Raw genomic sequence first — 12,075 nt, 5'->3', positions numbered from 1 at the left:
CAGCGGGTATGGCGTGCCTCACCGCCGCAGCGTGGCTCGCCGGCACCGTCTGGCCGCGCGCTCGCCGGTGTGGTTGGGTCACGCTGAGGGGACGACTCGCCCAGGGAGGACACCATGGGAGCTGAGGTCAGCGGCACCGGCTACACCCGGGAGCAACGGCAGCGCTACCGCGAGAAGGTGCGGCAGAACCTCGACGTCTTCGAGCGGATGCTCGCCACGAGCCACTTCGAGTTCGACCGGCCGATGACCGGGATGGAGATCGAGCTCAACCTGGTCGACTCCGACTACCTGCCCCGGATGGGCAACGCGGACGTGCTGGAGAGAATCGCCGACCCCGGCTACCAGACCGAGCTCGGGCAGTACAACATCGAGTTCAACGTCAGCCCCCGGCCGCTGCCCGGCGACGCCGCCCTGGAGCTCGAGGACCACCTGCGCGAGAGCCTCAACCGGGCCGAGTCCCGGGCCAACGAGGTCGGGGCGCACACCGTCGCCATCGGCATCCTGCCGACGCTGACCCCGGAGCACTTCACCACCGAGTGGATGAGCATCAACCCCCGCTACACCGCGTTGAACGAGGCGATCTTCAACGCCCGCGGGGAGGACATGTTCATCGACATCGAGGGGCCCTCCGGGGAGCGGCTGGCCACCTACGCCGACTCCATCGCACCCGAGTCGGCCTGCACCTCGGTGCAGCTGCACCTGCAGGTCGCGCCGCAGGACTTCGCCGCGCACTGGAACGCCGCCCAGGCCCTCGTGGCGCCGCAGGTGGCGGTCGGGGCCAACTCGCCGTACTTCTTCGGCAAGCAGCTGTGGGCCGAGACCCGCGTGGAGCTGTTCGCCCAGGCCACCGACACCCGCTCGATCGAGCTGAAGAACCAGGGCGTCCGGCCCCGGGTGTTCTTCGGCGAGCGCTGGATCACCTCGATCTTCGACCTGTTCGAGGAGAACGTGCGCTACTACCCGGCGCTGCTGCCGGAGACCACCGACGAGGACCCGGTCGCCAAGCTCGAGGCGGGGGAGGCGCCGGCGCTCGCGGAGCTGCGGCTGCACAACGGCACCATCTACCGGTGGAACCGGCCGGTCTACGACCTGGTCGACGGGATGCCCCACCTGCGGGTGGAGAACCGCGCGCTCCCCGCCGGTCCCGCCATCGTCGACGTCCTGGCCAACGCCGCGTTCTACTACGGCGTGGTCAAGATGCTGGCCGAGGAGGACCGGCCGGTGTGGACCAAGATGAGCTTCCCGGCAGCCGAGGAGAACTTCCGGACCTGCGCCCAGAGGGGGCTGGACGCCCGGCTGTACTGGCCCGGCTTCGGTGAGGTGCCCGTCGACGAGCTGGTGCTGCGCCACCTGCTGCCCCTCGCGCACACCGGGCTGGAGCGCTGGGGGGTCTCCCAGGCCGTGCGCGACCGCTACCTCGGGGTGATCGAGGGCCGGTGCACCTCGGGCCTCAACGGCGCGTCCTGGCAGGTCGCCTGCGTCCAGCGCCTGGAGGAGCGCGGGGCCGACCGGGCCACGGCCCTGCGCCGCATGCTCGAGCGCTACGTCGGCAACATGCACAGCAACGAACCGGTCCACACCTGGAAGCTCCCGGACTGACGGACCCGGAAAGGCGCTCGCCGCAACGGTTCCCGGCGTATGTCGGCCGGTCGGGCTACGCTTCCCCGGACCCCTTCCCCTTGACGCCCTTGACGCGAAGGGGCACAGTGGTGAGGGACAGGGAGGCACACATGGACACCCACACCGGCCGCCGTCGCGCCGGCACGGACGCCGCAGAGCGGCCCGCCGACCCCGCGTTCGAGCGTCGGCTGCTGGCCCAGGTCGAGCGGCTCATCGCCGAGCGCGGCTCGGTGCTGGCCGCCCAGGGCCGGTCGCTGGCCGACCTCGGCGACGTGGAGGAGTTTGCCGAGCGCATGGTCGCCGCCCTGCCCACGCGCCACCCCTACGACGAGTCCCTCGGCCCGTTCTACGACACCGCGGGCCTGGTCACCTGGCTCGGGGTGAGCCGTCAGGCGGTGGCCGACCGGGTCCGCCGGGGCACGCTGCTGGCCTGCCGCACCGCCGACGGGCACCTGCTCTACCCCTCCCTGCAGTTCGGCCGCGACGGCCAGGTGCGCCCGGGGGTCTTCGAGGCGGTGGGGGAGTTCACCCGCCGCGGTGTCGACGGCTGGGCGGTGGCGCTGTGGCTGACCACGGCCTCAGAGGCGTTCGAGGGCCACAGTGCCGTGGACTTCCTCGTGCTCCACCGGTCCTCGGCGACCGCCGTGCAGCGCGTGGTCGAGGTGGCCACCGCCGACGCCGCGTCCTGGGCCGCATGAGCGCAGGCACCCCCGGCCCCCGCTCGCGCGAGGTCGTGGCACAACAGGTGCCGCAGACCACGCTGGCCGGGTTCCCGGCATACCGGCTCGACCCGCGCACGGTGCTGTGCCGCGCACACCTGGCCACCCAGGGGCCGTGGTGGTTCAGCCATGACGGCGGGGGCCGCTTCGACCTGCCCGCACCGCGGGGCACGTGCTACCTCGCCACCGACCCCGCCGTGGCCGTGCGTGAGCGCCTCGGGGCGGTGCTGGGCGGTCTGCCCTACGTCCCGATGTCCCTGCTGGAGGGGGTCGTCGTCTCCCGCCTCGGCGTGCCCGCGACCCGGAGGCTGGCCAACCTGCGGGTGGCCCGCGCCGCGGACTTCGGCGTCACCCGTGAGCTGGAGACGATGGTGCCGTACGCCGTGCCGCAGGCCTGGGCGCGGGCGCTCGCCGACACGGGGATGCAGGGAGTGCGCTACGGACCGCGGTTCACCCCGGGGCCGGCGTCCTCGGTGGCGCTGTTCGACGACGCGGGTGCGCGGGAGTGGCCGACCGACGCGACACCGGTCCCGGCCGTCGACGTCCCCGGCGGCCCACACCCGATGCCCGCGCCGCACCGGGCGGACCTCACCGTGGTGCGCCCTCCGGGCACCCGTACGCGAGGCCAGAAGGCCTGAGCCGCAACGGTTCTGGCGAGGCGCGTGAGCCAGTGGCTAGCGCTCGGGGGTGTCCGGGGTGCGGTTCCACGACACGATGGCCGGGGTCTCCCGCTCCCAGCCGAGCTCGCTGACGGAGCCGGCGTGCAGGATGAGCTGCGCGCCCAACCGGGGCTCCTGGCGCAGCCACACGGTCGCGAGCACCCGCAGGCAGTGGCCGTGCCCGACGAGGACCACGTCACCCTCGGCGAGCGCCGGGCGCACCCGGTCCAGCACCGCGCGGGTCCGCGCGGCCAGCGCCTCCAGGGTCTCGCCGGGGGTGTCACCCGCCGGGACACCGTCGTCGAACACGTTCCACGGACGGCCCAGGCGCTCGCGGATCTCGGCGGTGGTCAGCCCCTCGTAGCCGCCGTAGTCCCACTCGACCAGGCGGTCGTCCACCTGCACCCCGGTCAGGCCGGCGAGGTCGGCCGTGCGCCGGGCCCGCTGCAGCGGGGAGCTGAGGACCAGCGCGAACCTCCGGCCGTCCAGCAGCGTGGCCAGGGCCTTGGCGCCGGCCTCGCCCTCGGGGGCGAGCGGGACGTCGGTCAGCCCCGTGTGCCGGCCCTCCCGGGCCCACTCGGTCTGGCCGTGGCGCACGAGGATCAGCGAGCCCGAAGTCGGGGCGGGGGGAGGAGTCACTCTGGCAGGCTAGAGGCCATGGCCTCCCAGGAGCAGCACCGGTCCGTCTCCCTGCGTCGCACCGGGCAGGGCGTTCTCGTCGCCACGAACGCCCGCGGGGGAGAGCTCACCCTCGGCACGGGCGAGGAGGGCCGTTTCACCCCGGTGGAGCTGCTGCTGGCGGCGATCGGCGGCTGCACCGCCCTCGACGTCGACGCCCTCACGTCCCGGCTGGCCGAGCCCGAGCGCTTCGAGCTCGTCGTGGGTGCCGAGAAGGTGCGTGACGCCGGCGGCAACTGCCTGCAGGACATCACGCTGACCTTCCACGTCACCTTCCCCGAGGGCGAGTCAGGGGATGCCGCCCGGGAGCGCCTGCCCGACGCCGCAGCGCGCTCGCACGACCGGCTGTGCACGGTCTCGCGGACCGTCGAGCTCGGCACCCCGGTGTCGTGGAGGCTCGCCGGCGACGCCTGACCGGGCGGTATTTCGTCCCTTCTGTCACGATATGCGGCGTGTCTGCGCCAGAACCGTTCCTGTCCGAGCCAGAACCGGTGCTGCCCGCCGCAGCCGCCCCGGTGCGGCTCGCCCCGGCCCCTGCCACCCCGATCGCGGCCTGCCGACCGCTGCACACCGACTCCCTCGACCGGGATCATGCCGGTGCGATCGCGTTCGTGCTCAAGGCGATTGCCGACCCGATCCGGTTGCGCATGGTCAGCATCCTGCTGCGCACGGAGGGTCGCCAGGCCACCGTTGCGGACCTCACCGCCGAGTTCGACCTGACCCAGCCGACGGTCTCCCACCACCTCAAGGTGCTCCACGAGGCGGGGGTGCTCGAGCGCAGCCGGCGTGGCGTGTGGGTCTGCTACCGCGTCCGGCCCGAGGCCATGGGGGCGCTGTCGCGGGTGTTCGAGGCGCCGCCGGACGGCGCCTGGTGACCTCCCTGCCGGGGTGATGCCCAGCACGCCGGGGCCGCCCGGTTGCGCGACGCCGCGTTGACGCGCAACCTCGAAGACATGGCTGATCTCAACGGCAAGACCATCGCGTTCCTCGTGGCCGGCGAAGGCATCGAGCAGGTCGAGCTCACCCACCCGTGGGAAGCCGCTGCCGCCGCCGGCGCCACCACCGTCCTGCTGAGCCCGAAGGGCGGCTCGGTGCAGGCCTTCAACCACCTCGACAAGGCCGACACCTTCCCGGTCGACCGGGAGGTCGGCGAGGCGTCGGTCGCCGACTACGACGCCCTCGTGCTGCCCGGTGGGGTGGCCAACCCCGACGCGCTCCGCCTCGACCGCGACGCGGTCGGGTTCGTGCGCCACTTCGTCGACTCCGGCAAGCCGGTGGCCGCCATCTGCCACGCGCCGTGGACGCTGGTGGAGGCCGGAGTGCTGGACGGGCGCACGCTCACCTCGTGGCCGAGCCTGCGCACCGACATCACCAACGCCGGGGGCACGTGGGTCGACCAGGAGGTGGTGGTCGACGGCAACCTCATCACCAGCCGTAACCCCGACGACCTCAAGGCGTTCTCGGCGGCCCTGCTCGACGCGCTGGGCGGCTGACCGGCCGGCCCGCGGGCTCATGCCCTCCCGGCCGGGACCGGCACCCAAGGAGTGCCGGTCCCGACCCGGGGGCTCTGGCAGGATCGCCGCATGAGCGCCCCTCGCACGTTCTCCTTCCGCACCCTCAACGTCTTCACCACCGGGACGGACGACCCCTTCTCGGGCAACCCGCTGTGCGTCTTCGAGGACGCCCGTGGGCTCAGCGGCGAGGAGATGCAGTCGCTAGCCCGTCAGCTCAACCTCAGCGAGACCACGTTCGTCCTGCCCGCCGGGGACGAAGGCGCCACGGCGCGGGTGCGGATCTTCACGCCGACCTACGAGATGCCCTTCGCCGGGCACCCCACCCTGGGCACGGCGCACGTGGTGCGCGACCTGCTCGGCGCCGGGGACGAGGTCGTGCTCCGGGTGCCCGCCGGGGACATCCCCGTCCGCGCCGACGGTGACCGCTGGACCCTGCAGGCGAAGGCCCCTGAGGCGCAGCCGGTCCAGGCCTCCCGCGAGCAGCTCGCCGCCATGGTCGGGCTCCCGGTCGAGGCGATCGGTGCGGAGCCCCTGCTCGTCAACACCGGGGTGACCCAGCTCATCCTGCCCCTGCGTGGCGTGGAGGACGTGCGGGCGGCGTCGGCCGACCCGCGGCTGCTGCGGGAGAGCGCCTCGAGCCTGGGTGACGAGGCCCTGGTCTACGTCTGGGCGCCCGTCGACGACGTGACGGTCGAGGCCAGGCTGTTCTTCACCCAGGGCTCCTCCGCCATCGAGGACCCCGCCACCGGGTCGGCCTGCGCCAACCTCGGGGGCTGGTTCCACCTGCACGGCGAGCGCGGGCTGCGCCGGGTGGTGCGCCAGGGCGCGCAGGTGGGCCGGCCCTCCGTCCTCGACCTGGAGGTCGACGACGAGGGACGGATCCTCGTCACCGGGACGGTGCGCCAGGTGGGGACCGGAGAGTTCACGCTCTGAGTCGGAGCCGGCCGATAGGTTGCAGGCCATGCCGACCTTCACCAGCCATGACGGCGCGGTCCTGCACTACGACCTGCTCGACGACGGCGCACGAGGTGAGCCACTGGTCGTCCTGGCCGGCGGCGCCGCCCGCCACCCGGCATACCTGGGCGACCTGGCCGGGCTGTCCTCGGTGCGTCCCCTGGTCGTCGTGCACCAGCGGGGCGTGGGCGAGTCCGCCGAGGCGGGCCCGCTCATGGCGTGGCCGGAGCTGGCCCACGACGTGGAGGCCCTGCGCCGCCACCTCGGCGGGGGACAGCTGGACCTCCTCGCCCACAGTGCGGGCACCCGGGTGGCCCTCGCGTATGCCGCGTCGTACCCCCAGCACGTGCGTCGCCTGTGCCTCGTGACCCCGCCACCCGGCGACCTGGTCGACGTCGAGGACGACAGCAGGGCGATGGTCATGGCGCGCAGCGACGAGCCGTGGTTCCCCGCGTTCGCGGAGGCCGTGCCCGCGCTGGAGGCTGCCAGCACCCCGCAGGAGCACCGGGCCCTGTCCCACCTCATCGCGCCGCTGGCCTGGGGGACGTGGGACGAGCGGGCCCAGGCGCACGAGGCGGTCGGGGACTGGTACCTCGACGCGGGTGGGGCCTTCTTCTCCGCGCCCGTGCCGGAGGGGCTGGGTGACCGGCTCGGCTCCTGTGGCGCAGATGTGCTCGTGGTGGCGGGGGAGCGGGACGCCCTGATCGGCCTGGCGCCCGTGCTCGCGGTCGCCGAGCTGTTCCCCCGTGGCACCGCGGTCGTGGTGGAGCAGGCCGGTCACTACCCCTGGGTCGAGCGCCCGGAGGCCTTCCGGGCCGCGGTCGACCCGTTCCTCGGCGCGGACCGGGGCTGAGACCGCCGTGCCGACCTACGTCGCCTTCCTGCGTGCCGTCAACGTCGGTGGCCGCTGGGTCAAGATGGCCGAGCTGCGAGAGGCCTTGCAGGACAACGGTTTCCGTGATGTCGAGAGCTACATCCAGAGCGGCAACCTGCGCCTGACCAGCGCGATGCGGTCGTCGGCCCGGGTGGAGCGCGCCGTGGAGGAGGTGCTCCGCGACGGCTGGAAGCTGGAGGTGCCCACGATGGTGCGCACCCCCGGGGAGCTGCGCTCGCTCGGCACGGTCCTGGCCGGACTGGACGCACCGCTGCCCGGGCAGCCGCGCCGCTACGTGGCCTTCCTCAAGGACGAGCCGGCCGCCGAGGCGGTCGAGGCACTGCACGCGTGGGACCGGGAGCACGAGCGCGTGCGGGTGGTCGGCCGGGAGGCGGTCATGTGGCTGAACGTGCCCGCCCACGAGACGAAGCTGACCAATGCCCGGCTCGAACGGCTCGGGGGCGCGCTCGCGACGACCCGTGACGTCAAGGTCGTCGACGAGCTCGTGCAGCGCTGGGGCGGCTGAACCCCGCCCGCCCGGGTGACCGGGCGGGCGGTGGCCGTCAGTCGTGCCGGTGGCTGTGGTGGCGGTGCGTCACCTCGATCATCGCCCACCAGGTCTGCGGGTCGAGCACACCGACCGCGTGCACGCCGTGGTTGCGCTGCCACGCCAGCAGGGACGCCGCCATGGACGAGGTGAAGGTGCCGGTGCGCGGCAGGCCCAAGACCTGCTGGGCCGCGGCGACGCCCACGCCCTTCGCCCCGGGCCTGAGCGTCGACCGGGACTGCTGGTAGAGCGCGCGGACCAGGTCGTGGCGGCTCAGCTCTGAGTAGGTCGATCCCGGTGCGGGCGCCGGAGCCGGCGACGGCTTAGGTGCGGGGGCAGGCGACGGCTTGGGCGCCGGGGCCGGGCTGGGCTTGGGTGCCGGGGCGGGAGCCGGTGTGGGGGCGGGTGCAGGCGCGGGCGCGCCCTTGGCAAGGGCCCACAGCGCCGCCGTGGTCCCGTTGAAGGCGCTGAGGTCGACACGACCTCTGATGCCCGGGACGGTGCCGGCGTTGGTGTACTGCCAGAAGGTGTAGCGGCTCCAGCCGCCGGGCAGCGAGGTCGGGGGACGGCTGGACCAGCTGGCCAGCCACAGGTAGTAGGACCGGAACGCGGTGGAGTTGCCCATCGAGTGGGTCCAGAAGTAGGGCGAGACGTAGACCATCGGCGTGCGGCCCGTGGTGGCCCTGACCCGCTTGAGGTAGGTCGAGACCCAGGCGGTGAGCTGGGCGGGCTTGAGCCCCCCGGTGACCTCGAGGTCGAGCACCGGCGGCAGGTCGCCCCGCGCGCCGAGCTTGCCGGCGACTCGCACGAAGTAGTCCGCCTGGGCGGTGGCCGAGCCGGCCGCGAGGCTGGGGCGGGCGAAGTGGTAGGCGCCCCGGGCCATGCCCTTGGCGTGGATCGCCGCGAAGTCGCCCCGGAAGTAGGGATTGGTGTAGCCCGTGCCCTCGGTCGCCTTGACGAACGCGAACGCGGCACCCCCGGTGGCCTTGGCCGCACCCCAGTCGATGCTGAAGCCGCTGGGGTGCTGGTAGCTGGCGATGTCGGGCCCGATCACCTGGGCGTGGGCGATCGCGGGCCCCGAGAGGCCGACCGCCGCCAGGGTCGCTGCCGTGATCCGCAGCATCCGGGCCCGGTTGCGGGCACGACGAAGTAGAGGTGTTGACATGGTTGGCTGGATCCCCTTGTTCCTGCTGGTTCTGCGCAAGCTGTGGCGGCACCGCTTCTGGACCGCTCGCCTGGGTGGGAGGAGCACCGCAGTGGCCCTGTAGGGCGGGATGCTCCGACGCCACGACGGTAGGTGCGGGGTCGCGCGGGGGTGGTCGAACCTGACCGAATGCTGACCTTTCCCCGACCTGTGCCTGCCTTTGGTGTGATCCGGATACGGGCGAACCGGACAAGTGCGGCATGGTCGCCGCGGGAAAGCGGGGCCGGATGCGCCTAGTCGTCGGCCATGGGGGAGTGGTCCACGGCGTCCGCCGCCGCGGACATCGACTCGTCCATGTAGATCGAGGTCGTCGACAGGTTGGCGTGGCCGGCGATCTGGGCGACGGTGGCGATGTCGACCCCGGAGCGGGCCAGGATCGTCAGGGCGGTGTGCCGCAACGCGTGCGGGGTGGCCCGGCGGTCCAGCTTGGCGCGGGTGTAGCGCTGGATGAGGTACTGCACGTCACGGGGGGCCATCCGCCACCCCCGGACGGTGACGAACAGCGCGCGCTCGGCGTCGGCCACCCTGGTGGCGCGAGCCGTGTCCGCCGGGTCGGTCACCGGCGGGGGAGAGGGGCGCCCCTGCTCCAGGTAGGCGTTGATCGCCTCGACCGTGCGCCGCGTCAGTGGCAGGTCCCGGTCCTTGCCGCCCTTGCCGTGCACCCGCAGCACCGGCCGGTCGGTCTCCTCGTGCATGCGGATGTCGGTGCGGTTGGCGCCGCACAGCTCGGAGACGCGCGGGCCGGACTCGATGAGCAGCCTCAGGATCGCCTCGTCGCGCAGGGTCAGGCTCTGGTTGGCCCGCGGGTGGTCGACCGCCTTGGTCGACGGCGCGGCCCGCAGGGTGCGTGCCTCGCTGGCCTGCAGGCCCAGGCGTGCACCCGAGGCGCGCTTGGGGGTGCGCGGCGGGCTGAGCTTGAGCGTCGGATCGACCTGGACGTATCCGCGGTCGGTGGCCCAGCGGAACAACCCGCGGACCGCGGTGAACCAGCGGGCCCGGGCGTGCGGGCCGCGGCCCTGGGGCTGGCTGCCGTCCTGGCCCATCTTCACGCCCCTGGTGAAGCGGCGGTCGGGGGCCTTGGCCAGGCGGGTGAGGGCCACCTCGATGTCGTCGCCCTCGACGTCGTCGAGCACGGTGTCGGGGCCGAGGAGGGCCACGAACTCGGCGAGGTCGCGGGTGTAGGCGTGCAGGCTCGTGGGGCTCATCTCCGAGCGCATGACCCGGCGCTCGAGGGACTCCTGGTACTGCAGCACGGCGTCACGGACCGTGACGCGAGTCAGGGATGCGGGGGAGGCCATGGGCGGAATGTACCATTTGTTCGTGTATGACACATTACACGCACAAATAAGGCCACTATCCTGTGTTTGACCTCATTTGCGCTTCTGCACCCGTCAGTCTGCCATGAGGCACCGACAGGCCGTCGGTGCTGTGGAGGAGACGTGCCGGGTCAGCGTCCGGGCCGGGACCTGGCAGGTGCGATCGGCCGTCCACCAGTGCGGCGCCGTCGCCTCCGGTAGCGCGAGCCCGTGCATCACGCGCCGTGGGCCTGCCTGCCTGCATGACATCCGCCCAGACCGCACGCGCCGACTCGCCGGGAACGTCGTCGGCGTCGCTGCTGTCATCCGTTCCGCCAGCTCGGCCGGTGTCGTCCGGTTCCGTCGCACCAGTCGCCGGCCACGCCGGTGCGTGTCCACGACGCCGGCAACCTGATGCCGGTTCGTCAGGAGCCGAGCCGTCCTGGCGCGCGCGTCCTTGGTGACGACGCGGCGTACGACGCGGTGTGCACGCCGCTCCGCGAACCTGCGCATGGAAACGGCTGCTGTCCGGGCTCCCCACCTCTTCTCAGCGCTCACCCCACAACGCCGATAATCGACATTATGTCACTTCACCTGCTGAAGGCACTCCTCTGCCAGTGACGGTGGCTCCTCGGGTCGGCACCCGAACCCGATGTTCCCCACAGCGACCACGCGCACCCTCCGCGGCCATGGCGCCCTCACGAGCCGGACTTGGCCGACGCGCGCATGCCGCGGCCAACGAGGCCGAGGCCTCGACTCCCGACCCGCACGTCGTCATCAAGGTGCCGGTGTCGTCCCGCCGGAATCCTCCGGCGGCAGCCCAGCCGGCAACCCGAACAGGCGTTCGGATCGGGGCCACCGTGTCTTCGGTCGCTGACCCCTACTCCCCCAGCCACTGCCCGTCGCGCATCAGCTCCCGGCCGCGCAGCTCGTTCTCCTCACGCCACGCCTGCACCCGCCGCGGCGTGACCCGGAACCAGGTGTAGGCCGTCGTCAGCTCCCGCGGGTCGAACCCGGTCCGCGCCGCGAACGCGGTGCCCAGCTCCTCGTCGACCCCGTCGGTCGCCACCACCGTGCCCTCGAGCATGACCACGTCACGGGTCGTGCCCAGCGCCACCCGCGCCTGGCCGGTGTCGGCCAGGTTGCGTGCGGTCGGGCTCGCGGTGGGCGTCGAGAACAGCAGGGTCCGCCCGTCCCAGAGGAACGACAGCGGGACAAGGTATGGCGTGCCGTCACCCGGGTGCGCCGTGGCCACCCAGGCGTCCACGTCCTGCTCCAGGCGCGCCAGGGTGTCGCGCACGCGCTCGGCCGTGCTGCGGGCAGTCGGCGCGGTCATGCTGCGGCGCTCGGTGGTGTCGCCAACGAGCTCATGGTCGCCATCATGGCCGGTCGCGGCGTCGGGCAGGACCCGCCACGCGGCCGCGAGCGCCAGGCCACGAGAAGGCCCGGACAGCACGGAGGGCGGCACCCGGTGTGGGTGCCGCCCTCCCCCGCGTCGTCAGTCGCGGAAGGCGTCCTTGACCTTCTCCCCCGCCTGCTTCAGGTCCGCCTTGCTCTGGTCGACCTGGCCTTCGGCCTGCAGCTGCTCGTCGTCGGTGGCCTCGCCGAGCGCCTGCTTGGCCTTGCCCTTGGCCGACTCGGCCGCGTTGCCGATCTTGTCGCTGAGCCCCATGTCACTTCTCCTGTGCTCGAGGAACCGAACCCCACCACCCTCGCACGGACGGCCGAGGACCGCAGCGCCGGACGGGCCGGGACCGCCTCGTCCGTTCGGCCGGGATGGCCTCGTCCGTTCGGCTCGAAGACCTGTGGACAGCCCGGTCGCGAGGCCGGCCGTGCCTAGCCTCGAAGGCCGGGGGCATCCATGCAGGAAGGGAAGGCTCACCCATGCGGTCGGTATGCCGGGCACTCGCCAGCGGAGCCCTCGCCCTGTCCCTGCTCGCGGCCGGCGTCGCCGGCGCCGGGGTTGCCCTGGCCGCGCCGGCGCCCACCCCCGGCCCCACGACCTCCCCGT

General features: G+C 73.1%; 14 protein-coding genes. 9 read left to right on the top strand and 5 right to left on the bottom strand.

Features of this window, described 5'->3' with window-relative positions; translation table 11 throughout:
• The first annotated feature begins 114 nt into the window (after nt 1-114).
• The 3 genes from VF825_RS12490 (at nt 115) to VF825_RS12480 (ending at nt 2,977) form a co-directional block, all read left to right on the top strand.
• Complete coding sequence (locus VF825_RS12490; RefSeq protein ID WP_331113738.1) at nt 115-1,599, top strand: glutamate--cysteine ligase; 1,485 nt, start codon at nt 115-117, stop codon at nt 1,597-1,599.
• Nucleotides 1,600-1,730: 131 nt separating this feature from the next.
• Nucleotides 1,731-2,318, top strand: coding sequence for a hypothetical protein (locus VF825_RS12485; protein WP_331113736.1), 588 nt, complete (start codon nt 1,731-1,733; stop codon nt 2,316-2,318).
• A complete protein-coding gene (locus tag VF825_RS12480; RefSeq protein WP_331113734.1) occupies nt 2,315-2,977 on the top strand; it encodes an RES family NAD+ phosphorylase in 663 nt (220 codons plus the stop codon). Before VF825_RS12485 ends, VF825_RS12480 begins: the two co-directional genes overlap by 4 nt.
• 36 nt (nt 2,978-3,013) lie before the next feature.
• On the opposite strand, the gene VF825_RS12475 is transcribed toward VF825_RS12480, so the two are convergent.
• On the bottom strand, nt 3,014-3,637 hold the full coding sequence (locus VF825_RS12475; RefSeq protein ID WP_331113732.1) for a histidine phosphatase family protein: 624 nt from the start codon (nt 3,635-3,637) through the stop codon (nt 3,014-3,016).
• Nucleotides 3,638-3,655: 18 nt separating this feature from the next.
• Here VF825_RS12475 and VF825_RS12470 point away from each other — a divergent pair, with 18 nt between their 5' ends.
• The 6 genes from VF825_RS12470 to VF825_RS12445 all read left to right on the top strand — a co-directional run bounded on the left by VF825_RS12470 (nt 3,656) and on the right by VF825_RS12445 (nt 7,544).
• Entirely contained in the window at nt 3,656-4,090 is a 435-nt protein-coding gene (locus tag VF825_RS12470; RefSeq protein WP_331113730.1) for an OsmC family protein, read from the top strand.
• Nucleotides 4,091-4,128: 38 nt separating this feature from the next.
• A complete protein-coding gene (locus tag VF825_RS12465; protein WP_331113728.1) occupies nt 4,129-4,551 on the top strand; it encodes a metalloregulator ArsR/SmtB family transcription factor in 423 nt (140 codons plus the stop codon).
• A gap of 78 nt (nt 4,552-4,629) precedes the next feature.
• Nucleotides 4,630-5,169, top strand: coding sequence for a type 1 glutamine amidotransferase domain-containing protein (locus tag VF825_RS12460; protein ID WP_331113726.1), 540 nt, complete (start codon nt 4,630-4,632; stop codon nt 5,167-5,169).
• Between the two features lie 90 nt (nt 5,170-5,259).
• Nucleotides 5,260-6,123 (top strand): PhzF family phenazine biosynthesis protein, encoded by an 864-nt coding sequence (locus tag VF825_RS12455; protein WP_331113723.1) that lies wholly within the window; start codon nt 5,260-5,262, stop codon nt 6,121-6,123.
• Nucleotides 6,124-6,151: 28 nt separating this feature from the next.
• Complete coding sequence (locus VF825_RS12450) at nt 6,152-6,997, top strand: alpha/beta hydrolase (protein WP_331113721.1); 846 nt, start codon at nt 6,152-6,154, stop codon at nt 6,995-6,997.
• A 7-nt stretch (nt 6,998-7,004) separates the two neighbouring features.
• A complete protein-coding gene (locus tag VF825_RS12445) occupies nt 7,005-7,544 on the top strand; it encodes a DUF1697 domain-containing protein (RefSeq protein ID WP_331113719.1) in 540 nt (179 codons plus the stop codon).
• Between the two features lie 37 nt (nt 7,545-7,581).
• On the opposite strand, the gene VF825_RS12440 is transcribed toward VF825_RS12445, so the two are convergent.
• From VF825_RS12440 to VF825_RS12425, 4 genes are all read right to left on the bottom strand, one after another.
• Nucleotides 7,582-8,730 (bottom strand): GH25 family lysozyme, encoded by a 1,149-nt coding sequence (locus VF825_RS12440; RefSeq protein ID WP_331113717.1) that lies wholly within the window; start codon nt 8,728-8,730, stop codon nt 7,582-7,584.
• 272 nt (nt 8,731-9,002) lie between these two features.
• Nucleotides 9,003-10,067, bottom strand: a complete 1,065-nt coding sequence (locus VF825_RS12435; RefSeq protein ID WP_331113715.1) for a tyrosine-type recombinase/integrase — start codon at nt 10,065-10,067, stop codon at nt 9,003-9,005.
• An 877-nt stretch (nt 10,068-10,944) separates the two neighbouring features.
• Nucleotides 10,945-11,532, bottom strand: a complete 588-nt coding sequence (locus VF825_RS12430; RefSeq protein WP_331113713.1) for a pyridoxamine 5'-phosphate oxidase family protein — start codon at nt 11,530-11,532, stop codon at nt 10,945-10,947.
• Between the two features lie 30 nt (nt 11,533-11,562).
• Nucleotides 11,563-11,736: a CsbD family protein gene (locus VF825_RS12425; RefSeq protein WP_141788249.1), complete on the bottom strand. Its 174-nt coding sequence runs from the start codon at nt 11,734-11,736 to the stop codon at nt 11,563-11,565.
• Nucleotides 11,737-12,075 lie beyond the last annotated feature (339 nt).

Source organism: Oryzihumus sp. (genome assembly GCF_036391795.1).
In the GTDB taxonomy this organism is placed as follows: Bacteria; Actinomycetota; Actinomycetes; order Actinomycetales; family Dermatophilaceae; genus Oryzihumus.
Note: the sequence above shows the minus strand (reverse complement) of the source record. Positions and strands in the feature narration are given on the sequence as shown.

Coding starts and splice junctions, on each gene's coding strand:
- VF825_RS12490 (WP_331113738.1), top strand. CDS start 115: ATGGGAGCTGAGGTCAGCGGCACCGGCTACACCCGGGAGCAACGGCAG.
- VF825_RS12485 (WP_331113736.1), top strand. CDS start 1,731: ATGGACACCCACACCGGCCGCCGTCGCGCCGGCACGGACGCCGCAGAG.
- VF825_RS12480 (WP_331113734.1), top strand. CDS start 2,315: ATGAGCGCAGGCACCCCCGGCCCCCGCTCGCGCGAGGTCGTGGCACAA.
- VF825_RS12470 (WP_331113730.1), top strand. CDS start 3,656: ATGGCCTCCCAGGAGCAGCACCGGTCCGTCTCCCTGCGTCGCACCGGG.
- VF825_RS12460 (WP_331113726.1), top strand. CDS start 4,630: ATGGCTGATCTCAACGGCAAGACCATCGCGTTCCTCGTGGCCGGCGAA.
- VF825_RS12455 (WP_331113723.1), top strand. CDS start 5,260: ATGAGCGCCCCTCGCACGTTCTCCTTCCGCACCCTCAACGTCTTCACC.
- VF825_RS12450 (WP_331113721.1), top strand. CDS start 6,152: ATGCCGACCTTCACCAGCCATGACGGCGCGGTCCTGCACTACGACCTG.
- VF825_RS12440 (WP_331113717.1), bottom strand. CDS start 8,730: ATGTCAACACCTCTACTTCGTCGTGCCCGCAACCGGGCCCGGATGCTG.
- VF825_RS12435 (WP_331113715.1), bottom strand. CDS start 10,067: ATGGCCTCCCCCGCATCCCTGACTCGCGTCACGGTCCGTGACGCCGTG.
- VF825_RS12425 (WP_141788249.1), bottom strand. CDS start 11,736: ATGGGGCTCAGCGACAAGATCGGCAACGCGGCCGAGTCGGCCAAGGGC.